The sequence below is a fragment of the Mesorhizobium sp. M0598 genome (assembly GCF_040320865.1).
In the GTDB taxonomy this organism is placed as follows: domain Bacteria; phylum Pseudomonadota; class Alphaproteobacteria; order Rhizobiales; family Rhizobiaceae; genus Mesorhizobium.
Genome location: NZ_JAMYQL010000020.1, coordinates 46,628 through 70,665 on the forward strand (window position 1 = coordinate 46,628; position 24,038 = coordinate 70,665).

Consider the following 24,038-nt stretch of genomic DNA (forward strand, 5'->3'; position numbering starts at 1 on the left):
GAGCTTGGATAGCGGCATCGCTATCACGCTGAGAGCCCGTTATGCTGGTCCAGCGTTTGATCGCAGTCTTGATCCATGCGAGCAGCTTGTGAGGGATGCAACCGAACGAGGCGCTGCTCCCACAGTCGTCGCAGGCCCTCCATCAAAGCGTCACGCTTAGCCTGATCCGGCGCAATTGTATTGAGGAGATCTCCCAACATGGCTTCGCCCTCAATCCGCATCAGCAGATTGAACAAGTCGTGTGAAATTCGCACACTGTCACTGCTGAAGTGGGTCGTGCTGATCTCGCAGTGAGTCTCCCGACGATCTGGCGCTTTGTAAGCGCGGGTTTGATGGAGGGACACATAGGGCGGCAACGAAACCGCAAGCGCAGTCCAATCCTGCAGCGTTGCAGCCCGCTTTTTTACCAGGAAGGGCCCGACCACAAGTCCATCCAGCTCTGTCGTCAGAAAGGTGGCAATCGCGTCTGCAACCGAATCCACGATCGGTTCGGCATTGTTGTTAAAGGAGGTATTGAGCAGAATTGGAGTGCCTGTGCGCTTCTTGAACGCATTGATGACCTCCCAGTACGCGGGATTGGCGTTGCGCGATACTGTTTGCAGGCGAGCGGTACCGTCGACGTGCGTGATGGCACCGAGCAAGGCGCGCTTTGAGTCACGCACGCGAACGACGAAATTCATGAATGGAAATTCGTGCCTACCGTCCGGGAGGTCGAAAAATTCGCTCGCATCCTCCTCCAGCACAGATGGCGCGAAGGGCCGATAGCCTTCGCGCTTCTTGACCATCGCATTGATCCGGTCCTTGTTTGCGGCGGGCCGAGGGTCGGCAAGAATGCTGCGGTTGCCCAGCGCACGTGGCCCAAACTCCGAACGACCCTGCACCCAGCCGATCACGGCGCCGTTGGCGATCCAGTCGGCTGCACTGCTTGCCACGTCATCAGAGCGTTCAACCTCGAGATGTCCGGCCCATGCATTCAGTTCCTGTTGCACGGCGCGCTCGCTCCCGAGATCAGGACCCCAATAGACCTCCTGCAGTCGCTCACACGGCGCGGGGCGGCCCATCTCGTTAGAGACTATCAGCGCAGCTCCCAATGCGCAGCCAGCGTCGTGAGACGCGGGTTGCACGAAGATGTCTTCGAAAAGCCCTGAATACAGCAGCTTACCGTTCATCGTGCAGTTGTGGGCCACCCCCCCCGCCAGGCACAACCGCTTCATGCCGGTGGCCTCACGGTGATGCCGGAGAATGTGGAACACGATCCGCTCAAGCGCTTCCTGCAGTGACGCACTCACATCTCGATGCTGCTGGGTGAAGGGCATTCCCTTTCGCCTGACCTCGATATTGCGGAGCAACGCCGGACCGATGCGGTCGAGGTGAACACGGTAGCCACCGCCGTTGGCGGAGAGCTCGTAGAACTGCTCGAAGAGCTCGCGATAGGGAGCGGGGTCGCCGTAGGGCGCGAGTCCCATTACCTTATACTCGTCGAACAAGCCGTAGCCGAGATAGCGGATCGTCTCGAGATAAAACAGCCCAAGAGAATTGTTCTCGGGAAAAGCCTCGAGTTGCGTAATTTCTGTGCCAGACCCTACCGCCACGAGGCCCGATAGGAAATCACCAGAGCCATCAATGGCTAGAATGAGACTTTGTTCGAAGCCCGACATTGCAAAGGCGCTCACGGCGTGCGCCTGATGATGACTTACGAATGAAATACGCGAACTGTCCAACTTAGTGCCGAACTCACGCGTTAACAGATCCTGCACCAACGTTTTAGCACCCAACGGAATGGAGAGAATGTCCGGGTGGGATGCGGACATACCTTCAAGCATGGCGTTGGCATAGGGCTCGCTGGCGTAGAGCGCGACACGATCAATGTCGTTGAGCTGAACCCCCGCCGCTGACAGACAGTATTGAATCGAACGAATTGGGAGCTTGTTGGAGTGTTTCATCCGATTGAGGCGTTCCTCTTCGACGGCTGCTATCACCCGTCCGTCTCGGACGAGCACCGCGGCGCCATCGTGCATAAAGGCGTTCCGAAGCTCGAATCGGTTTTCATGGACTTGGTCAAGTCCGCCGCTAATTCCTAGACACAGCATTTCTTTCTCCACATAGTGACGGGCAAGCCAAATTGGCCTGCCTCCGTTTCCAACTAAATAGGCCGCATTGTCGCTTGCAGCTGCAACCGCCTGTCAGGCATCACCGGCATCAAAGAACGCCTCATAAGGGGTCCGCCTGAATCAACATGAGATGCTTCGATCGTGGCGCCTGCCGTTCCATGACGCCGAGAGTTTGGCTGGATCCGAATCTTGAGCGGCTGCTGACTTGCATGCCGGCGATGCCGTTTTCATCTGCAGCACGAACGTGTGACGCGGAGTGCCTGTATCATGCGAAGGGGCGGCTGTTGACGAATAATACCGCGCCGTGAACTGGCCCGATTTCATTCCCCGAAAGACCGTCGCACAGGCGAGTGACACGTGCTGCACTGTCCGCCTGCTTGCCGGTCGCACATCCGATAACGCCTTCGCTTGTGCAGGAGGCCGCATCGCGTCATGCGTCGGCCAAACATGGCACCGACTGGAAGCACGGCAATACCGCGTAGATGTAAAGTGCGCTGATGTTGTATGGTAGCGCTGCCGGCCGGGTCTCCAATCCGCTGCCCAGACGAGCCGACCATCTGCCTGCGGCAATAAGCCTGTCACAAGCAGAAACGCGCTGGGCAGCTGGCTCCCTGCAAGACTTCGCAGCTCAGGAACATTGAGGGACGACTAGCGTCGAACCGCCGACATGGTCGGCCAGTTGCAACTCATTTCTCGGCACGACCTCCACTGCACGTCAGGGCGCATGGAAGATTTTCTCCTTTGGATGGGTGATCGGTGCGGGATGTGCTTCTGTCCATGCAAGATTTCCGAAGAGTTATGAAATCGTTTGTTTCGATCAAAGTCATCCACGCTATGAATAGCTGCCGGACATGCGCTTCGAAGGGCTTCAGGCTTCCCGGATGGCTACTCCGATTTGAAGCGCGTGGCATTCCATGCGCTCTGTCACAACATTTTTCAGCAAAGGGTATGAGAGCAAACCCACACTTCTTGTTCGAAAGTCGCTTCGCGCATTCGGGATGTGGTGCTGGGCGATTCACGCATCCACGAATCGAAGAGCTCTATTCCGAAGCCTTCGAAATCCTTCGGATTACGCGTTACCAGAGTGAGCCCTGGGCAATGGCTGTGGCTGCGATCAATCCGTCCATTGACGTCAGCACGCGGCCGCGGCGCTTCGCAAGACCAATCAGATCGCGCAGGCCAGAGCAACCGGCTCGTCGACGGGGAGGACTCTCTGCTCTAAAACGCTAAGGCAGGTCTCGGGCAAGCCATTCGGCCAGCGCCTCACGCTTCCGACCCTCGCCCATGAGAGCAACGCCGCGCCGGATTTCGGCGATCGAGACCACGCTGATGAACGAGCGATCCTCGTCGAGCTTGTCCAGCCATTCCAGAACGCGTGCGTCCGGCGCCGGCCTTGTCACCTAGGACAGGATATTCGTGTCCAGCAGTAGCCTCCCAGCGGCAGATCACGCGGTTCATCGCGTTGACGCTCAAGGTCGAGTTCCGCGCCGCGTAGCGGCGACTCCAGCAGAAACTCCTCAAGCGTACCCTTGCGCACCGTCTTGCGTTGCCATTCCTCGGCGGAGACGACAACGAGGCTTGGCCTACGGTTGCGCGTAATCGTTTGCGGCGCCGCCTGCGCACGCTCGATGACTTCCCACAGCCGCGCCTTGGCCCGAGCGACGGTCCAGTTGGCATCCTCTTTGGAGCAGACTGCATTCTGGCCTCCGTGACCATTGTGACTATCGTGACTACATAAAAATGACTGAGTGACCGTGACAGGGGAGGGGGGGACTTTTTTCTAGAGCCCGGACGCCTTAGTGAGATTGACGCGAAAGCGATCGCGCCGACGCTGGTATTTACGCGTCATTTCCGCTGAGGCATGGCCGAGCTGCTTTTGCACATAGCTGAGGAGGCCAGGCCTGCGCGCAACGAATGGCCCGCGAACTTTTGCTGTCGTTCGCCTTCCGACAAATCGCCGCGGACGCCGGTGGCCAGCGCGGCACGCTTGACCAAGCGGGCCACCTCCTGATCGTTCAATCGCTCCGCGCCGACTGCTTTGCCCTGTCCTATGACACGCCGAAACAGCGGCCCGTGGGCAATGCGGGCCAGCTTGAGCCAGGTCTGCAGCGCAACCACGGGGCAGGTGGCGTCGGCGGAGCCGCGGCCGATTTCGACCTCGCGCCAGCCCGTCTTGCCACGTAAGGTTACCAGAGCGCCTTTGTCGAGAATCTCGACCCAGCCACGGCCGTCATCCGTCTGATCCCTGCCGACGTCGAGGCCGACAATTTCGGAGCGACGCAGGCCGCCCGCAAAGCCGAGAAGCAGCATGGCGCGGTCGCGCAAGCCGCGCAGGGTGCCCCGGTCGAGCGTCTGCAGCATGGCGATCAGGTCTTCAGGAAGTATGGCCTCCTTCTGCACAGACGGTTTTGCGTGGCTCTTACGGATGCCGGCGAGCACGGTGGCGATATGGCGGTCCTTTCGATCGAGCGGCTCGCCACGCTGCGTATAATTCCAGGTCAGCGAGGATAGCCGGCGCTCGATCGTCGCCACCGTTTTTTTGCCCCCAGAGGCCGTGCCGGATGCAAGGGCCGTGATGTAAAGTCCAACCACCTGGGGATCGGGCGGAACCACCTCGACGCCTTGGCGCCGGCACCAGCTCGAAAACTGCCGCCAATCCGATCCATAGGCGCGGCGCGTGTTGGCCGAGCTCGCCGCCTCGACATACTCTCGCGCGCGGCCGGCGAGCGCGTCGAGATGTGTCGGCAGGCGGGGATTGGCGATGGCCGGAGGAGGGGAGGGAGTTTCGGCCGACTCTTCCGGCGTCTTCCCCATCTCCAGAACGACGTCGATGATGTCAGGCAGGTCGTCCTCGGCCTGTGCCACGAGATCGGCCGACGTCCGCGCAGCCGAAACATCGTCGGCCAGCCCTGTGCTGTGGGACGCTCCGGAGGGTCGCTCAGCGTGATTTTTGGGCTTTTGCTCGACGAAAATGGCCATTTCTTCTATAAAGAGCAATACGAACGATAAGGCAACATTATCGTTCGTTAACGTCATCCGACAGGCTGTGCGGTTTTGTACGGCAACGATGGCATAAAGCGCACCGGCGAATTATCATCCGTTCCATGATTCGCGCCGATCGATCGCCGACCACTTCGCCGCTACTACCGCGTGTGCCAGCCTGGGCCTTGCCGGACGGGTCGGTCAAACACGAAACCGATGCGGCGTTTTTCGCCGGAGCGGCCCTGAATTCGCTCGACTGTTCTGTTCGCTCCGAACCGGCCTGGGCTGGCGCCTGGCGCCAGCGGCTGGCCTTGAGATGCGCCGCAACCGCCGTACGCCTCGCTGGCCGCAGCGAAGACGCGGCGGCGCTCCGCGACGCCTGGTATCTGCGTCCCGCCGACGGCGACCCTGGTCCTGCCGGCAGCATATTGGCCGCGTGGCGGCAGCTGGCGTCGCTGGCACCGGTGATCGACACGGCGAGACTGACCGAAGTGGTCGATCTGCTCGGCCTGCGCTGGGACGATGGCTTTGCCGATCTCCCCGGAGCAATCGACGACCTGGTCCGCTCCGTCCGGCCGGCGCCGTTTGCCGCCGCCGCGATCGCCAGCCGGGTTGTTGGCCTGTCGCCGGGGGCGGAATTGCTGGCCTGGTGGTGCGCCGATCTTGTGTTGGCGCAGAAACTTCGCTGGCCGCGGCCGGTGCCGCTGCTGATAGCTCAGGCGTTCGCGCCGGCATTCCGCGATGGTCGTGGCAAGCGGATCCGGCCGGGAGAGCACAAAGAATTTGAGCGCGCCGTGTCACTGGCGCTGGCGCAGGGCGCGGACGACGCCTTGCGGCTGGCCACAGAGTTGTCGCGACGCGCCGAAAGACTTGTGGCAATGATGCCAAAACTGCGCGCCAAAGGGGCAGGGGACGCGATCAAAAAACTGCTCGACGACGATGCCGTGCCTGGCTCGCTGACCACCGGAAACCTGTCGCGGTTTGGTGCACGGCGGCTGTTCGAGCGGCTGCAAACATTCGAGGCGGTGCGTGAGCTGTCCGATCGTTCCTCCTTTCGGCTGTATGGACTGTAGGATGGCTGAAGCGTCCGCACGGCGAAAACAAGACGATCAGCCAGCGCTGCTCGACACCGAACTTGAGCACCTGCCTGCGGAGCTGCGCTGGCGTGAGTGGATGGGCCGGGTCGAAGCGGTGATCTTTGCCGCCAGCTCGCCGGTGACCCGCGAGACGCTGGCGCGTGTCGTCGGCAGAAGCTGCAACATCGAACTGATCATCGATGACATCCGCACAGAGCTCGCCGGCCGGCCCTACGAGCTGGTATCGGTCGCCGGCGGTTGGCAGCACCGGACCAAAAGGGCGTTTGGTGACGTCATTCGCACGGCCTCAGGCCAGGCTGAGAGCGCACGATCGCTGTCACAAGGGGAGGCGCTGGTGCTGATGTGCGTCGCGTACTTCCAGCCGATCACCCGCGGAGAGCTGTCGAGCTTTTTTGGGAAAGAGGTTTCGCGCGATCTGATTGGCGTCCTTCGTTCGCAGGATTTGATCGCGTCGGGGCCACGGTCACCGCAGCCAGGCGCGCCCTATACCTATGTCACGACGAAGGCGTTTCTGTCCCACTTCGGCTTCGACACGCTGCGCGACCTGCCGGATTTCGAGGCGCTCGAGGACGCCGGGCTTCTATCGAAGGCAAAGCTGCTCGCGGGGGATATTTCAGTTGGGTTGAGCGCTTTCCAAATGAATCGCGACGACATTGACGAATAGGCACACAGCAAAGCGGTAGCGCGCGTCTTGAAAAGCAACCGCCCTTCGCCCTCTTCGAGGCGACCGGATCAAGCGGCATTACATATTTCACCGGTAGCTGTAATTTGGCTTGAAACCCCCAAATCGATCTTTGTTTAACCGGAGCTGTTTTGGGATCGCTCATACCCACATCAAGCCGGATTGTGCCGCCGATGACTCGGTGGGTATGGGCTGGAGCACTTTCTAGAAAACGACAAATCGGCTAGCGTCGACATGGCGACATGTGTGACCTTTGACTCGCGCATGACCATCCGGGGGTATTCTTTGTAATGACTGGTGAACGCGTCTTGCAACGCCCCTTCAAACCTCGTGCGCGATTGCTCCAACTGCTTGGGGATCAGCTCATAGGATCACCGCGCTTGGCGCTTTTTGAGCTCGTCAAGAACGCCTACGACGCCGATGCGAACGAGGTAACGATCAAGTTCGAGAAGCTCGGAACAGCTGACGCGATCATCTCCATTCGAGACAACGGCCAGGGAATGTCTCTAGACACAATCGAACATGTCTGGCTGGTACCGGGGCACGACCACCGGGAGCAAGAGCGGGAGAGCAACGTCAGGTCTCCCAGGTACGGGCGTCTCCCACTAGGCGAAAAGGGAGTCGGCCGGTTCGCCGTCCACAAGCTCGGTGACTCGATCAACCTGGTGACCAGAGCAGAAGGCCATGCCGAATGCGTGGCGAAGTTCGACTGGGATCAGCTTCTCGACGAGACCTATCTCGCCGACGCACAGATCACTGTGCGCGAGCGTGCGCCCCAGGTATTCGCGGCGGCGACCGGAACGCTGATCGAAGTCGGCAGGCTGAGGGCCGCCGAATGGACGAGAGGGGAGATCCGCGACCTCTACCGCCAGGTGACCTCGATCGCATCGCCCTTCGGTGACCGGGTCGGAAACTTCGAGGTGAAGCTCGAAGTCCCAGATCATCCGGAATGGCTGGCCACCCTGCCGGGTGTGCAGCAGCTCCTCGAAATGGCGCCTTACAGATTCGAATTCGACTTCGACGGAGCCAAGCTGCACTACAGATACGAATTCGTGGGCGTTCCGGGCCTGAGACTGGAGAAGCGCATCGTCGAGCGCGACGAGCCTCACTTTCAGGTTCCACCCGCCCAGGAGCCGGATGAGCTGGATCCTGTCGATCAGCCAAGGCCGAAGCGCCGGAGCCGGATTACGGCCGACAAGTCGACGCTGGAGGGCATCGGGAAGGTATCGGGTCGATTCCATGTCTTCGACCGCGACAAGAAGGTCCTGCCTCTCTACGGCGATACTCGCTTTCTGGAGCGCTTCCTCAACCAGAATGGCGGCGTGCGCGTGTACCGCGATGGCGTGCGCGTATACAATTACGGCGAGCCAAGCGATGACTGGCTGGGTCTTGATCTGCGGCGGGTCAACGAACCGACAAAGCGGCTGAGTCGCAACATCACGATTGGCGTTGTCGATCTGGGACTGGCTGAAAGCCAAGGGTTGCATGAGAAGACCAATCGCGAGGGCTTCGTTGAAAATGAAGTCTACGGGCGCCTGCAGCGGGTGGTGCTTGGTGCACTCTGGGTGCTTCAAGTCGAGCGCAACATCGACAAGGAGCGCATCCGGGAGCTCACGGGCGCCGCGAGCGACACTCCGCAAGGCGTGGAGGGGCCGCTGGCAGAACTCCGCAGGCTGGCCCGAGAGAACCGCATCGGCGATATCCTCGAACCCACGATCCGCAAGATCGAGGACGACTATCAGACGCTGCGCGAGAATTTCGCGCGTTCGGGCGTGTCGCACGCGGGGCTTGCGATCATCTTCCACGAGGTCGAACGTGGCGTTCGGGTTCTTACCGGGTCAATCAATGATCCGGGGATGACGATCGAATCCATCCGCGATCAAGCTGGCCAGCTCCAGGGGATCCTGGAGACGTCATCGCAGCTGCTCCGCAACACGACAAGCCGGCCTGGCTCGCTGAGAGATATTGTCCGCACTGCGCGCGACCTCAGCCTGCTGCGCTTTAGGCTGCATGGCATCAAGCTGGAATGTCCTGCGCTCGAGGAGGACGGACCCGACGCGACGGCCACCTTTGCCTCCGGCCTGGTCCTTGGGGCGCTCACCAATCTCATCGACAATGCCGTCCATTGGGTAAAGGTGCGCCATCCCGAACCCGCAGACAGGCGCATCTATGTGAATGTCGTTCCCGACTACGAAGGCGGACCGGCGATCGTGGTTGCGGACAATGGCTCGGGGTTCCTCGACGATCCAGCAACCATGGTCAGCCCGTTCTTCACGCGCCGCCCCGGGGGGAGCGGCCTCGGCCTGTACTTCGCCAACCTCGTCATGGACCTCAACGAGGGCCGCCTTGTCTTCCCGACCATGGACCAGGCCGAGGTGCCCGAGGGCTACGACGGCGCGGTAGCCGCACTCGTCTTCGGGAGGCGATGATGTTCACACCTGCGCGCTACATCGTTCTCGACGACGAGCCGTCGGAGCTGGATGCGCTCATCGATGCGCTTCACATCCTGGGTGCCCCCTGCATCGGCATCCGATTCGATCCCCTGGGACTTCCTGACCCGACGCTATTTGCGGGGGTGCGCATTCTCTTCAGCGACCTCCATCTGGTGCAGGCACAACCGGCGGGAGTTCAGCATTACAATACTCTGGCAAGCCTGCTCGACCGCTGCATTTCCGAGCAGCACGGACCCTATCTTCTCGTGCTCTGGACGTCGCACGAACACGAAAGGGCGGGGCTTACCCAGAGACTGGAAGAACTTCTGCCGGCCCCGAAGCGCCCCCTTGCGGTTCTCGCGCTCGACAAGACTACATTTCGAAACGGCAATGCCTGGGATGCAGCAGGCCTTCGCCAAGCCATCCGTGAACAGGTGACATCAATGCCTCAGCTGCAGGCGCTGCTCAGCTGGGAGCGCGATGTTCTCGCTGCGGCGAACGAAACGCTGGCCTTGCTCGGCGACCTCATTCCCGACGATCAGCGACGTGTCGGAACATATCCGGGGGCGCTCGATCGAATTCTCAGCCTCCTGGCTGTTGCAGCTGCGGGCGCCACAAATGCTCCGAACGACCGGAAGGGTGCTGTCGCCGCAGCGCTATCTCCCCTGCTGAGTGATCGGATCCTGAACCGGCCGCAGGACCCGCACGGAAACGCGCTGTGGGAACAGGCTGTCACCTTCCAGCCTGGGCCGACACTCACAGCTCCCCAGAAGGCGCGGATGAACAGGATGTTGCATCTTGCTGTTCCTCCTGGTGAAGCCGTCAGTCGGAACGACTGGGGTGCGATCATTCCACTTGATGAGGTCAGGCTGACTGATCCTGCAATGACTGCGAGATTCGGCTTCACGACGGCGCATCTTCGTGATCAGGAATTCAAGCTGAAGCAGACTCGACGCCTGGAGGGTCAGCTGATCGTGCTGCGCGGAGGTGCAAATTGTGACCAGGCGCAAGGGCAGGCCGGTCCGATACCTCTTCTGCTCGGAATGCTTGTTCCGTCGGGGGCCCTGTCAACAGACAAGAAGCGCAGCATTGCAATCCAACTCTGCGAAGAGAAGTTCGAACTCGCAGGCTACGACGAGCCCGTCAGTCTTCTGATACATGCGCGCTTCGTCATAACCATCATGTCCGAGGAGCTCCAGCATTGGCCTCCCGCGACGCTGCGCCTGCGCGAGCAGCTGCTGAGCACGATCCTCGTCCATGTTGCGACCCATGCGATGCGACCGGGAACACTCCGCTTCTAGTGGCGTTGCGCGGACAATCGAGCGCAGGATGGTCCCACGAGCTTCCAGATCTCGGCGACGACTTCATCCAGCGTGACGCCTTCCAGCTGGATCGACCGCGTGTAAGCCCGCCACTGTGCCTGCTTGCTTGCATCGCGCAGGAAAGCCTCCGAAAGACCCGGAGGCAGATCGGTTGGAATCGACGTCCCTCTTCGCTTGAACGTTGCGCTGATGGCCGCATCCAGCTCTGCATCCGGGATGGTCAAGGCCTGAGGAATCGCCCAGAGGTCGAAGTAGTCCTTCATGCGTCCGTTAATGACGCCAAGCGCGACCATGGCTTGGAATTTCTCGGCGATGACTGCCGCGGGCGGGTAGGTTCGGATGCTCGGCGTTTCCATGCCCAGCAAAGACGGATATGCCAGAGTCGGCGCTGGGGTAGAGAGAATATCGCCAAAGCCTATGTCTATCGTAACCGGGATTCGAGTCCGCTCAAGAAGGGCTGTCGTCCGCAGGCGAACTCCATTATATGCCACGTCCTCGCGGATGATTGTTGCCCTGAGTTCTTGGATGTCGAAGATGAGCCCGTCGTCGTCCACATTGATTGCCATGATCTCGGCAAAGTCGGTTCTCAGACGTTCCTGATCTGCATCGCCGAAACCGAGGAAGTCGGCATCGCGGGTTTCGCGATTTCCGCCCTCGAGCCAGAGCGTGACGAGCATTCCTCCCTTGAGGATGAACCGATCCCGCTGCGCCGAGATCGACAGACGATAGAGTAGTCGTTCGAGCGCATATCGCACCAGTACGACCTCATAAACCCGACCGTCCCTCCGAGCTAGGTTCAGAAGCCGCTGCTTGATCGACGCTGCCCGGTTGCCACCTTCGCTAGCCATTGGACGTCAGCGCCTCGAGATATGCGCGCATCTTCTTCCAGGCACCGCCCGCCATCGCCGCCTCGGCGATGGCGGCCGGAGTCGCCTTGCGCTGCTCGAGCGCCGCGCGCAGCGACTCAATGGCAACCGAGCGGTCGACGAGCTTGCTGCGGAAGACATCGGCCAGTGTCTTCGGCACGGAAAAGACGGGGACATTGACGCCCGAAATCCGATGGTACTCGATTCCCTGCTGCATGTACTTTTCGCTGAATTCGATGATGCGGATCGGTGGGTAGGGCGGTGACGGTGCCCAGTCCTTGACGCTGATGGCGACCCATATTTCCCGGGGCATCTGGTCGGTAAGTCCGTGAAAGGCGAGCGCCGAACTCATGGCGATGACACCCTTCGGCACAAGCTTTGTTGCTTCGGCGAGCTGCTGCTCCGTCTCGACCTCGCCGTCCGCACGCCGATAGAGGCCGCGGGATATTCTTGTCAGTTCCCCGTCGTGGACTGCGCGCGAGATCGTCGGGGCGGAAACGCCGGCCCTGCGCAGTTCATACGCGCGCACGATCGGATGAGCGTCGAGGAGTGCGCGTAGGCGTTCGCGTTGAGTCGGCGGTGAGGTCATGGTCGCGTTACATATCCTGGGTGTAAAGTGAATTTCAACCCAGGTTTTGTAACATGGCCGCTGTTACATATCCTGGGTGAATAACGAATATGCACCCAGGATATGTAACGCAATTCGTCAAAAACGACATCGGGCCGCGTCGATGCTGGCACGGGGTCTGACAACAGCACTTTCGAAGTCGCCGCCTCCCGCATCCGCCCACGCAAGCAACCGTTCAACCGTCTCACCGAGGCTCGTTGCGCGCAAGCCACATTCCCAGACGACAGCAACCCGCCAGCCAGCGGCGTGCAAGGCATCCCGCACCTCGGCATCACGTGCCCTATTCCGCTGGAACTTGGCTGCCCAGAACTCGGCGTTAGACGCCGGCGTACTACACCAGTGGCATCCCTCGTGACGATGCCAGAAACAGCCATGAACAAAGATTGCAGCTTGTCGCGAAGGCAGTACGACATCCGGCTTTCCAGGGAGCTTGGCTGCATGTAACCGAAAGCGAAGGCCAACGGCATGCAGCCTCCGCCGGAGCGCGATCTCGGGCTTCGTATCCTTGCCCCTGATCCCCGCCATCATGCGAGAGCGGGTGGGAGGATCCACCACGTCGGTCATGGATCGAAGCCTGTCATTTCCGCCTGGACCTGATATTCATCGCAACATTTGCTATAACACTGAAAGCACACGATTCTTGCCAGCATATTCCGTTGTCGACATCTTTGCAGGTCCAGGAGGCCTGGCCGAAGGATTTTCGAATGTTCCTGCGGGAGATGGCGGGCGAGCTTTTCGAATCGCGCTATCCATAGAGAAGGAAGCGGCCGCCTATTCGACGCTACGGCTGAGAAGCTTCCTCCGGCAATTCGGCGGCACTTTGCCGGACCGATACTATGCCTACATCAATGGGAGAGGCGAGGAGCCGGACTGGTCAATCGAATATCCTGACGAATGGGCGACGGCCGCCGAAGAGGCCTGGCAGTTGGAACTCGGCAAGGAGGACCCGGAAAGGCGCTTGAACGCTCGTCTCGATGCAATCCACGCTGAAAGCGACGGCAATACCATCCTGATTGGCGGGCCGCCTTGCCAAGCCTACTCGCTTGTCGGTCGCGCTCGAAATCAGGGCATCAAGGACTATGATGCCAGCAAGGACGAGAAGCACTTCCTCTACAGGGAATACATTCGGATCCTGGATCGTCTGAAGCCCGCCGCCTTCGTCATGGAGAATGTCAAGGGCATGCTCTCGTCCTCAATCGATGGAGAGAATCGGATCTTCGACCAGGTGCTGCACGATCTTCGGGGCGAACGTCGGGGCGCAACTCGGTATCGTCTCATCGCGCTTGACCCTCGGTCGCGCCGCCAGCTCGATCTGACAGGCTTCGTGCCGCGCGCGTCGGATTTCATCGTCCGTGCCGAAGACTTCGGCGTTCCGCAGGCCCGGCACCGCGTGATTGTCGTGGGGCTTCGCGCAGACCTCGCCAAAGGTCTCCCAAACTCTTCGCTTGCCGATCTGATGGTTCGCCACAGTCTCAAGGCTACCGTCGGCCATGTGCTTGGCGGCATGCCGAAACTGCGCAGCGGGCTCAGCCGCGGCGTCGATGGCGCCGAGGAATGGAGAAAGGTCGTTGAGACCGCAATGAACTTTGTCGCCGGCATGGACACCGATCTTTCCGACGAACTTCAGCTCGCGTTCGAGGCTCGGGCCAAGGAGTATCTGGCTGAATTTCGGGGAATGAACGTCCTGCCGAGGCGCGAGGCAAGTGGCGATGGGATTTCCCCCGACTGTCCCACCGACCTTCGGAAATGGCTTGTCGATGACCGGCTTTCCACGCTCCCGAATCACGGTTCTCGCGGCCATATGGCGAGCGATCTCGCCAGATACTTCTTTGCCGCTGTGTTTGCCGAGGTTGCGGGGCGGTCGCCCAAGGCGGCGGATTTTCCCGACGAACTCGCACCCAATCATGAGAACTGGAATACTGGAAAGTTTGCTGATCGGTTTCGAGTGCAGTTGTGGACCGGTCCGTCGACTACAGTCACGAGCCATATTTCGAAGGATGGGCATTACTTCATCCATCCGGATCCGCTCCAGTGCCGCAGCCTCTCGGTCCGCGAGGCGGCGCGTCTGCAGACATTTCCCGACAATTATCTCTTCACGGGCAATCGGACAGAGCAGTATGTCCAGGTTGGAAATGCCGTGCCGCCACTGCTCGCGCGATGGATCGGAGAGGCACTGTGGACGATCCTCAATGCCCGTCAGGCTGTCGCGAGCAACGAGGCAAACGAGCGTAGGCTGAGTCATGCCGACTGAACACGATCCGCCAGTCCCCAGGTGCTGCCAAGTGGTTTCAGACCTTCGGCGACGTTCGGCAATGCCTGGCACCGGTATAGGCACACACATCAACGAGGACAGCATTCCCGTACAGTCCGGCAACATCTTGATCAATATTTGATGGCGGAATCGGCATCACGAATCCTGATCCACGACAATGGTGATGGAATGAGAAAAACGAGTTTGCCAGATGGATAGGCTGGGCGAGGTCAACCCGTTCGCCAAGGACTTCCGCAGCGGAAGCTTCAGCAATAGAACCGAGATTGATAATCGGATAGAAAGGGCTGAAAGGTCCGGTTTTACACAATATTTGAACGTCGTTTGTAGTAAATTGCTGCATCATGATTTTGATGCGTGGGGGAACTTGGGATGCAGGATGTCTACCGTCGGATGACGGACGACTCGTGATGTCGTCGGAGATGATGTCGCCGCTGTTCAGGCTGGCGATCGCTTCCGGAAGGGTCGAGACGGTCAGATCGCATCTCGAACGAGGTGCGGATGTCAATGCACGGGACAATTCCGGCGCGTCTGCCCTTCTGCTCGCAGCTTCGCGCGGCAGGCAGGATATTTGTGAAATGCTGCTGAAGCACGGCGCGGACCCCACCACCCCGGACAGCAGCGGACGCACTGTCAATGACTACGCCCAGCAATGGGGTTTTGTTGACTTCCCCGACGTGACTGACGACACTGTTCCTGTTCCTGTTCCTGTTCCTGTTCCTGTTCCTGTTCCTGTTGAGCTTTCCTCGTCCGTCGAGGAGACCTGGCCAACCGGCGTCGCAGGAGACTGGGAACCCGATGATGCAGTGGAAGTGGAAGGCTGGGAAGCGGAACGCGAGTCGGTAACCCCTGCCGAGGATCGGTTCCGCGTTGTCGCCGCCGAAGCCGCACACGACGCCTTTTCCAAGGCCGCTGCGAGCATAGATTCTTCGGACTGGTCATCCGTAGCTGCTGCGCTGCCGCGTACACTTGTCGATGAAACCGACGTCCTGCCACACGCGCTTCAGGCGATGCTGTCTGAGGGTCAGTACACTGGAAGACTGTCGGTTCGGCGCGTTCGGGAGACGCTGCGATCGGTCAAGGCAAGTGCAGCCTATGCGACGCCGCTGCGATTCATCATGTCTGACCTCGGCATCGAAATGCAGGCCTCTCGTTTCGAGGATCTGATGGTCGCGGAGGCGCCTGCGGCATCGTCGCCGGTCCAGGATGGGGAGATGTTTGGCGAAGCAGCCGAGCTGCTCGAAGTGCTCTTGGGGCGGGATGCCGAAGCCGATTATTTGACCAAAGTGCAGGCCCTGCGTGAGGGCGCCGCAGGCATTCAGCCGATCTTGTGGGCCAGGTCCGAAGAGCTCCGGCGTCGCGCGGCGTCGGCGTTCGCTGCAATGCCGGGGGGTCTGGACTACTTGGCGGCAGCGGGCGCCACTTTCGTTCCTGCTGAAGAAACGACCATCGTACCTGAAGACGATGGAGACAATGACCTGGAATATGAGGACGATCGCGCACCCCCCGTCCGGCTGCCCTCTGTCGATACGGCGGTCGAGGAGCATCTGGCCAGCATCTTCGCAGACATGTCAGAGATGGTCGGCACGGAGCGACTGACCGCTTTGCGGCTGCCGTTGAAAGTACTCGAAACCGGCACCCGGCTGGCGGTTGCTAACGGCGCCCCCAGAGCGGAAGAGATCGGGCCTATCCTCGAGGAGCTTTCGCGCCGATTCGACCAACTCGTCGAGACCAATCTCAGTCTGGTTACCTGGTTTGCGAAACGCTACCAAAACAGAGGCATGGACTATCTGGACCTGGTCCAGGAGGGGAACATCGGTCTGATCCGCGCGGTGCAGAAGTTCGATCCTTCCCGCGGCGCGAAACTGGCAACTTATGCCATTTGGTGGATCAGGCAGTCCATAACGCGTGCCATCGCTGACCTGGGCCGTACGATCAGGTTGCCCGTCCACGTGCAGGAGCGATCAAGGAAGCTGCTGCGTCAGCGTGCAGCGCTTCAGATCGAACTTACTTCACCAGGCGGGCGGGAGCTCGCCGATCGAATGGAGATGTCCGACGAGGCTCTTGCCCGACAGGAACTGAACGTGGGGCAGCTGATGCCCGCTGCAGGAGACAATGTCGAACGGCTGGGAGCTGGCAAAGCTCGGGAACTGGTGGATGCGGAACCCTCACCAGAGAAAGCGCTGTGGGAGACGATGTTTCGTCAGGAACTTGCGACGCTTCTCCTGGATCTTCATCCGCGCGAGGAGAGAGTAATTCGACTGCGATTTGGACTGGGCAGTGCAGACGAATGCACCCTCGAGGAGGTTGGAGAGACGTTCGATGTTACACGCGAGCGAATCAGGCAGATCGAAGCGAAGGCGTTGCGCAAACTATCACACCCTTCGAGGTCAAAACGATTGCTTGGAAAGCTCCATGACCAGTAGCAAAACGCGCTCCGCGCCGCCGCGCGCGACAGCTCTTGTCGAAGCTCTGCGAGGACTTGGCTATACACCGGGTACCGCAATTGCTGACGTCATCGACAACAGTGTTTCAGCAGGTGCGCGGACCGTGCGGGTGGATGTCCTCTGGAGCGATGGGGTCGGCAGTGTCACAATCCTCGACGACGGTTCCGGCATGGACGACGCATCGCTGGAGCGAGCCATGCGCCTCGGCGAAAAGAGCCCGCTCGACTATAGACACGCAGATGACCTGGGACGGTTTGGACTCGGTCTTAAAACCGCGTCATTCTCACAGGGCAGACGCCTCACAGTCGCTTCCAAGAAGGACGGACGAGTCAGTGTGCTGCGCTGGGATCTCGACTTCCTTCTCAACAGCAAGGACGGGGGCTGGCATCTGCTAGAGGGATTGGATTCGCAGTCGGAACAGCTACTGGAAAAACTTGACAGTGTGGAGGCCGGCACTCTTGTAATTTGGGAGCTGCTCGATCGCATGATGCCTCGCGGTGGCAGCGCTCAGGACCTGCTCGATCTGCTTGACCGGGTGGAAATGCACCTCGGGATGGTCTTCCACCGATTTATTTCACAGCGACGTCTGGCGATCACAATAAACAAGCGTGTGGTCTCAGCATGGGATCCCTATCTGGCTGGACTATCCGCTACATGGTCGTCCCCCAGGACACCGCTGGACAGAGGCGTCAACGAGGCCTTGGTTCAGGCATTCGTATTGCCCCACCGTGATCATTTGAAGGCATCTCAATACGAGGCCGCTGCGGGACCGGAAGGCTGGAACGCCCATCAAGGCTTCTTCGTCTACCGCAACTCCCGGCTCCTCTTGTCTGGTGGCTGGCTCGGCCTAGGCAAGGGGCGCCACTGGACGCGCGAGGAGCCTTACCGTCTCGCTCGGATACAGCTCGATCTTCCGAATTCGGCAGATGGGGACTGGAAGATCGACATCCGAAAGTCGACAGCCCAGCCGCCTCCTGGGGTCAGAACCAAGCTGGCCCATATCGCAGAAGATGCCCGGGAAAGGGCTCGAAGCGTTTTCGCTTTCCGCGGCAAGCCCTCCGGTGGCGATCGTCGTGAGCCGGTGAGCCAATTGTGGGAAACTACGAAAGCGCGATCAGGGGTCCGCTATCGAATAGGTCACGGTCATCCCGCGGTCAGCGCGGTGCTGGCGGCGGCGGAAGCGGCCGGTGGTACAATGCGCAAGGACGTTATTGCCATGCTGAGGGTCATCGAGGAGACCGTTCCGGTTCAGCGGATATGGCTGGACACGGCCGAGAGTAAAGAGACGCCAAGGACCGGGTTCGGTGGCGAGCCGACGGCGGAGGTACGGTCGGTGGCTCAAACCCTTTTCAACTCGATGATAAAACGAAAAGGGATGTCCCCGGAGCTTGCCCGAGCCGGCCTTTTGCGCACGGAACCGTTCGATCAATTCCCTGAACTCGTCGCAGCGCTGACGGAGGAGAGCTAAATGGCAGACGCCGCGATTGAGCAGAAGGTGATTAAATTCGCCCAGGAGCTGATTGCCGATGAAGAGAAGTCCGCTGTTACCCCCGCGTTTATCAGCGCGACGATAGACAGGGTGCTGATGCTGAATGCCGCCTGGGTCAGGGCCATTGACCGGGAGGTGGTACAAGCCGAGCTGATCCGACGCTTCAGTATGTGGATGGGAGACAACAGCACGCTCAAAAGCGATGCCGGTCATGAAGCCTGGTTAAGTGCCCAGCGAAAGTTACAGTGGCGATACTGGCAGCGATACAGAGAGTATCTAGAGCGGAAGATGGCGACGAGCGTCGTCGACGGGCTCGACGAAGTCACCGATGACATCCTTGCGCTTCTCGAAGACCCGCTCAGAGCAGGCAACTGGGACCGGCGCGGAATGGTCGTGGGCCATGTCCAGTCGGGCAAGACGGGCAACTACACGGGGCTCATCTGCAAGGCGGCCGATGCTGGATACAAAATTATCATCGTCCTCGCCGGGGTTCACAACAATCTGCGGTCGCAAACACAAATGCGCCTCGACGAGGGTTTCCTCGGCTATGAAACCCATCCAGATCCGGAATCGATACGCACCATCGGCGTGGGTGAGCTCGACGCCGATCCCTCAATACGACCCAACTACGTCACCAATCGTTCGAACAACGGCGACTTCAACGCGTCTGTGGCGAATAAACTTGGTATTAGCCCGGAAAAGCGTCCTTGGCTGTTTGTCGTCAAGAAGAACAAAAGTGTCCTCGAGAAGCTGAACAAATGGGTCAAGAACCACGTCGCAGACTACGAAGACCCCACTACTGGTCGAAGGGTGGTCACGAACCTGCCACTTCTTCTGATTGACGATGAGGCGGATCATGCGTCCGTCGACACAGGTGCGGACATCATCGACGAAGATGGCCAGCCGAACGAAGACCACCAGCCTAAAGCCATCAATTCTCTTATCAGAAAACTGCTCGTCAGGTTTTCGAAGGCAGCATATGTCGGTTACACAGCGACGCCGTTCGCGAACATTTTTATTCATGAGCGGGGGCAGACCGTCGATGAGGGTCCAGATCTCTTCCCAGCGTCCTTCATTATCAACCTTGGCGCCGCCAGCAATTATGTAGGTCCCGCACGTCTGTTCGGACGGCCATTGGAAAACGGTCGAATCGGCGGCCTTCCTGTCGTCCGATATATCGAAGACGGCTCGACAGACGACGACACGGCAGGGTGGATGCCCTCCAAGCACAAGAGCGGCTATCTTCCGACCGTCGGAGGCCGCCTGGAACTTCCGGGTTCGCTGAGGCAGGCGATAGATTCCTTCATGCTCATCTGTGCCATCCGGCATCTGCGCGGCCAGGACGATCAACACAGCTCCATGCTCGTTCACGTCACCAGATTCACTGCCGTTCAGGGGCACGTTTTCAATCAGGTCGAAGGTTACCTTAAGGCGCAGCGTCAACGGTTGGTTCGTGGCCTTGACGATGAAGAAATCCTGCAACGGTTGCGCCTGCTATACGAGGCTGACTTCGTCCAGACGACGGCGGGTATCAGTGATTCCGATCCCGATCTTGAAGTTCCTGTATCTGCGCCGTGGTCGGCTGTGAAAGCGGTCTTCGCCGACGCTGTTGCCGACATCGAGGTACGGAAGATCAACGGCACAGCCAAGGATGTTCTGGACTACGCAGATACCAAAGGTCCGGGACTTAAGGTCATTGCGGTAGGCGGAGACAAACTCTCGCGAGGCCTCACCCTCGAAGGATTGTCCGTCAGCTATTTCCTTCGGTCTTCGAAAATGTACGACACGCTCATGCAGATGGGCCGCTGGTTCGGCTACCGGCCCGGCTATATCGACCTGTGCCGGCTCTACTGCACGAGAGAACTTTCGGAGTGGTTTGGACACATCGCAGATGCTTCGGAAGAATTGCGCGAAGAATTCGAGATGATGGCAGCAAGCGGCGGCACGCCACGCGACTTCGGCTTGAAGGTCCAGTCACATCCAGTCCTGATGGTTACGTCGCGAATGAAGATGCGAGCTGCCCGAACATTGATGTTGTCGTTCAGCGGACAACTGATCGAAACTGTTGCGTTCAGCACTGATCCGAGGAAAATCCAGCAAAACTACAAGGCGGCCACGGACCTTATCACCAAGCTTGGCCAGCCTGATGACCCGACGGGCATCGAACGGGCTCGAGGTGACAGGCCTCACAGGTGGCAGGGGCGCATTTGGGAAGGGGTGGGCTTTGAACCTGTCCTTGATTTTCTTCAGGGGTACACCACCAGCGAAAGTGCACTTAAGGCCCGGAGCAATCTCATTGCGGCATTTGTGGAGTCACTTACAAGAGGAGGCGAGCTTCGGACTTGGACGGTCGCGGTCTTCGGTGGCAACGGCAAGAATTTCGATCCCGTTCCAGGCCTCATGCAGGTAAAACGAACTGCAGACAAGGGATCAGGGTCGGACGAAGACTATCGCATCGGCCGACTACTTTCTCCACGGGATGAGTCGGTTGATCTGACCGAGGCAGAGTGGACCCGAGCGTTGGCCCTTACCAAGGCGGCGTGGCATCGCGATCCAGGGCGCAGAGCATCGGAGCCGGACGAACCGAACGGGCCCGCAGTGCGATTGGCGCGAGGAACCGGCGGTTCGGATGTTTCGGCCGGACGGGGGCACGGGCTCTTGCTCCTCTACCCAATAGACCCGGCTGAAAGTGATCTTGGCGGTCTAAAAGGCACCACCACCCCTGTGATTGGGATGGCAGTGAGCTTTCCCACCAGCGAATTGGGCGCGAAAGTGCCCTACAGCGTCAACAACGTGGCGTGGGAGCAGCAATATGGCTCTGCTGAATGAGCATGAAGAACTGCTGTCAGCGTGGCGCTCGCTGAGCGGGGGTGAACCGAGCAACGGATGGCGAACAATTTCGATTGGTGAGCGCCGATGTCGTGCGGGGGTACGTTTCCCGGATGGCGGGGAAGCCCTGCTTGTCGGTTTTAACATTGCCCCGACGGGAGCTTCCGATCTTCCCCAGGGACGCGGCTTTTCCGTCACCCGGGTCGGGGAAGCCTCGAGCGGAGCACACGAAATCTGGCTCGGCGTCGTGAGGAAGCCGACAGCCAGTCTGGAGATGTTCACGCTGATGGCGGCCGATATCCTTGCCGTGGTAGATACCGGGTCAAAGGCAGATGAAGTGCGGGCGTATTATCAGTTCCTGTCCCGCATCCGGAGCTGGCAGCAGTTTATGGAGCGGCCGAGGGACCGTCGACTTTCTGATGAGGAAGAACTCGGTCTTTTTGGAGAGCTGACTGTAGTTCAACGTATGCTCCATGCTGGTCGATCGCCGCGGGAGGTCCTGGACTACTGGAAAGGGCCGGCGAACGGTCTTCGTGATTTCATGGGCGAAACGCAGGACATAGAGGTGAAGGCCACAGTCTCGCCGAACGGCTTCCCCGCCCGGATCAGTTCCCTGGAGCAGCTTGACGACGTGAGCGGCCGAACCATTTTTCTCGCGGCCCTCAGGTTCTCGGTGCAGGACGGCGGATGCACGCTGCCCGCTCTCGTTCAAAACGTCAGAGAGAGCATTGGAGACGAGGGGCGCGTGGCATTTGAAAGAAATCTGCTGCTCGCCGGCTATGAGGACGCCTATGAGGCGGAGTACGTGCGCGGCTTCGTCGCTGTCGACGAACGAGTTTTCATGATCGATGAGGATTTCCCACGGTTGTCAAGGAGCGCCGCACCACTCGCCGTACGAGCCGCCAAATACGAACTGGATCTTGACTTGGTGGATGCCACGACAATCGAGATGGATGAATTGTTTCTGGTGCTTGGAGGGCTGGTGCCGTTATGACCTTGGAAGAATTCCTGCAACAGACGCAAGGTGACGTGAGGCGTGAGGCGGCCGAGCGTACGGGCCAGCCAGGCCCATTTCCTCACCCGGTTTCTCTGTTCTCTGAAATCGTCATGCAGCACATGGCAGAATTTGGGATTACGAACGAACCGCAGGTTCTTCATATCGAACGCAGGCTCGGCAGCGCGATCCTAAAATTGAGTGGATACGCTATCTCGGACGACACCGATCAGCTTGACCTGTTCGTGAGCCTCTATCTTGATGCTCGGGAGCTCACCTCAGTGCCGGAGGCTGATATTACGGCCGCTGCGCAACAGTGCATCCGCTTCCTGGAAAACACAGTATCTGGAAAACTGGCCTCGAAAATTGATCCTTCGGACGATGCCTACGATCTGATCCTCACGATCCGCGACTGCTATGAGGCGCTCGACCAGGTACGTGTTTATGTGCTGACTGACGGGGTGGCGAAGTCCAAAAGCTACAAGCCGCGGGAGATCGGGGGGAAATCGGTTCTTCTTGAGGTAATGGACATCGAACGGCTCTATCGCCACCTGTCCGAGGGAAAGCCGCGGGACGAACTGCTCGTCAACTTCCAGGAGACCTTCGGCAGCCCTATCCCCTGCGTCTATGTACCTGGACGCTCGGGCGAGTATGACTACGCCCTCGCGGCATTTCCTGGAGCGATGCTAAGAACTCTTTATGAAAAGTGGGGTTCGAGGCTGCTTGAAGCCAACGTTCGCTCTTTCCTCAGTCAGACTGGCAAGATCAACAAGGGAATTCGGGATACTCTGCGCACGGCGCCTGACCGCTTTCTTGCCTACAACAACGGCATCGTGGTGGTGGCGGACGAACTGAACATCGGCACTTCGAAAGAGGGCGGCACCGGAATCGCCTGGCTTCGGGGCATGCAGATCGTGAATGGAGGCCAGACGACGGCATCCATCTATTTCACGAAGCGGAAATTCCCGGAAATCGATTTATCCAACGTTCGGGTACCGGCGAAAATTATCGTTCTCAGATCGAGCGATGAGGCGTCGGAGGAAGCTCTCATCTCGGATATCTCGCGATATGCCAATAGTCAAAATCAGGTCAGGGTTTCGGATCTGTCCGCCAACAAACCCTTCCACGTCGAGATGGAACGGTTGTCAGCATCGACATACTGCCCCGACGGCGTGGGACGCTGGTTCTATGAGCGAGCGACTGGCAGCTACAATGTCATGCTCGCGCGTGAAGGGAAAACACCAGCACGGCTGCGCGATCTCAAGAATTCGATGCCCCCCGCGAGGAAGGTTACAAAGACGGACCTTGCAAAATTTGTTCATGCCTGGAGCCACCAACCGCATCTCGTAAGTCTGGGAAGTCAGAAAAACTTCCAGATATTCAATGAGGAGGTCCTGGCTGGGGGAGCGGTGCCGGATCTTGCAGAATTCAAGAATCTGATGGCGCAGGCCATCATCTTTCGGCGCGCGGAAAAACTCATCCGCCCGGCTTTTCAAGGATTCCAGGCCAACATCACCTCGTACACGGTTTCGCTCATCGCCCACCGGCTGGGCAAACGCATTTCGACCGCCACTGTCTGGCAGCAGCAGGGCATCTCCGATGCCTTCGCCAACTTGATTGCCGAATGGGCAAAACAGGTAAACGACGTGCTGCGGGCCAGTGCAGGCCAGCGGATTGTGTCAGAATGGGCGAAGAAACTGGAGTGTTGGGATATCGTGCGAGAGCACGAGTTTGCCATGCATACTCCAGGGCTCCCGGAATTTCAGTAAGACAGTTGACAAGCATAGCCAAGAGGAGCGGAAGGTATCCTGCACAAGGGCCGGGTGCTGATAGCACTCGGGTTTTCGGTTAGCGCCTGCTGCGATGTCGTGCATGAGGGTTGCGGGCGCC

At 59.5% G+C, this 24,038-nt stretch carries 16 protein-coding genes and 2 pseudogenes; 10 read left to right on the forward strand and 8 right to left on the reverse strand.

The genetic code is table 11. From position 1 onward, the window contains the following. Positions 1–23 precede the first annotated feature (23 nt). From NKI59_RS22560 to NKI59_RS22575, 4 genes and pseudogenes are all read right to left on the reverse strand, one after another. The gene (locus NKI59_RS22560; RefSeq protein WP_352680931.1) at positions 24–2,090 is read right to left on the reverse strand and encodes a carbamoyltransferase family protein; all 2,067 of its coding nucleotides are present in this window, start codon (positions 2,088–2,090) and stop codon (positions 24–26) included. 1,044 nt (positions 2,091–3,134) lie between these two features. Next, positions 3,135–3,511, reverse strand: a pseudogene (locus NKI59_RS22565) (PIN domain-containing protein); the annotation flags it as partial. Next, positions 3,508–3,753: a type II toxin-antitoxin system prevent-host-death family antitoxin gene (locus tag NKI59_RS22570; RefSeq protein WP_352707068.1), complete on the reverse strand. Its 246-nt coding sequence runs from the start codon at positions 3,751–3,753 to the stop codon at positions 3,508–3,510. The gene NKI59_RS22570 and the pseudogene NKI59_RS22565, both read right to left, overlap by 4 nt. A gap of 138 nt (positions 3,754–3,891) precedes the next feature. Continuing rightward, a pseudogene (locus NKI59_RS22575) lies at positions 3,892–5,090 on the reverse strand (site-specific integrase). A 125-nt stretch (positions 5,091–5,215) separates the two neighbouring features. Between NKI59_RS22575 and NKI59_RS22580 the strand changes: the two are divergent. The 4 genes from NKI59_RS22580 (at position 5,216) to NKI59_RS22595 (ending at position 10,605) form a co-directional block, all read left to right on the forward strand. Further along, a complete protein-coding gene (locus tag NKI59_RS22580; protein ID WP_352706961.1) occupies positions 5,216–6,166 on the forward strand; it encodes a DUF1403 family protein in 951 nt (316 codons plus the stop codon). Position 6,167: 1 nt separating this feature from the next. Next, a complete protein-coding gene (gene scpB / locus NKI59_RS22585) occupies positions 6,168–6,854 on the forward strand; it encodes an SMC-Scp complex subunit ScpB (protein ID WP_352706964.1) in 687 nt (228 codons plus the stop codon). 398 nt (positions 6,855–7,252) lie between these two features. Beyond that, a complete protein-coding gene (locus NKI59_RS22590) occupies positions 7,253–9,301 on the forward strand; it encodes an ATP-binding protein (protein WP_352706967.1) in 2,049 nt (682 codons plus the stop codon). Continuing rightward, a complete protein-coding gene (locus NKI59_RS22595) occupies positions 9,301–10,605 on the forward strand; it encodes a hypothetical protein (protein WP_352706970.1) in 1,305 nt (434 codons plus the stop codon). Before NKI59_RS22590 ends, NKI59_RS22595 begins: the two co-directional genes overlap by 1 nt. Here NKI59_RS22595 and NKI59_RS22600 read toward each other — a convergent pair. From NKI59_RS22600 to NKI59_RS22610, 3 genes are all read right to left on the reverse strand, one after another. Continuing rightward, the gene (locus tag NKI59_RS22600) at positions 10,602–11,474 is read right to left on the reverse strand and encodes a nucleotidyl transferase AbiEii/AbiGii toxin family protein (protein ID WP_352706973.1); all 873 of its coding nucleotides are present in this window, start codon (positions 11,472–11,474) and stop codon (positions 10,602–10,604) included. The genes NKI59_RS22595 and NKI59_RS22600 overlap by 4 nt on opposite strands. Further along, positions 11,467–12,081, reverse strand: a complete 615-nt coding sequence (locus NKI59_RS22605) for a type IV toxin-antitoxin system AbiEi family antitoxin domain-containing protein (protein WP_352706975.1) — start codon at positions 12,079–12,081, stop codon at positions 11,467–11,469. Before NKI59_RS22605 ends, NKI59_RS22600 begins: the two co-directional genes overlap by 8 nt. Positions 12,082–12,198: 117 nt before the next feature. Next, positions 12,199–12,684, reverse strand: coding sequence for a very short patch repair endonuclease (locus NKI59_RS22610; protein WP_352706977.1), 486 nt, complete (start codon positions 12,682–12,684; stop codon positions 12,199–12,201). A 361-nt stretch (positions 12,685–13,045) separates the two neighbouring features. On the opposite strand from NKI59_RS22610, the gene NKI59_RS22615 reads away from it, so the two are divergent. Continuing rightward, complete coding sequence (locus tag NKI59_RS22615; RefSeq protein WP_352706979.1) at positions 13,046–14,371, forward strand: DNA cytosine methyltransferase; 1,326 nt, start codon at positions 13,046–13,048, stop codon at positions 14,369–14,371. Between the two features lie 37 nt (positions 14,372–14,408). On the opposite strand, the gene NKI59_RS22620 is transcribed toward NKI59_RS22615, so the two are convergent. Beyond that, a complete protein-coding gene (locus NKI59_RS22620; RefSeq protein ID WP_352706981.1) occupies positions 14,409–14,735 on the reverse strand; it encodes a hypothetical protein in 327 nt (108 codons plus the stop codon). A gap of 64 nt (positions 14,736–14,799) precedes the next feature. Between NKI59_RS22620 and NKI59_RS22625 the strand changes: the two genes are divergently transcribed. The 5 genes from NKI59_RS22625 to NKI59_RS22645 are packed head-to-tail and all read left to right on the forward strand — an operon-like array spanning position 14,800 to position 23,917. After that, a complete protein-coding gene (locus NKI59_RS22625; RefSeq protein ID WP_352706984.1) occupies positions 14,800–16,815 on the forward strand; it encodes a sigma-70 family RNA polymerase sigma factor in 2,016 nt (671 codons plus the stop codon). Then, on the forward strand, positions 16,805–18,304 hold the full coding sequence (locus NKI59_RS22630) for an ATP-binding protein (RefSeq protein ID WP_352706986.1): 1,500 nt from the start codon (positions 16,805–16,807) through the stop codon (positions 18,302–18,304). The genes NKI59_RS22625 and NKI59_RS22630 overlap by 11 nt, the downstream gene beginning before the upstream one ends. Beyond that, entirely contained in the window at positions 18,305–21,154 is a 2,850-nt protein-coding gene (locus NKI59_RS22635) for a Z1 domain-containing protein (RefSeq protein ID WP_352706988.1), read from the forward strand. It abuts the gene before it with no gap. Then, positions 21,138–22,148 (forward strand): PD-(D/E)XK motif protein, encoded by a 1,011-nt coding sequence (locus NKI59_RS22640; protein ID WP_352706990.1) that lies wholly within the window; start codon positions 21,138–21,140, stop codon positions 22,146–22,148. Before NKI59_RS22635 ends, NKI59_RS22640 begins: the two co-directional genes overlap by 17 nt. Beyond that, positions 22,145–23,917, forward strand: coding sequence for an AIPR family protein (locus NKI59_RS22645; protein ID WP_352706993.1), 1,773 nt, complete (start codon positions 22,145–22,147; stop codon positions 23,915–23,917). Before NKI59_RS22640 ends, NKI59_RS22645 begins: the two co-directional genes overlap by 4 nt. Positions 23,918–24,038 lie beyond the last annotated feature (121 nt).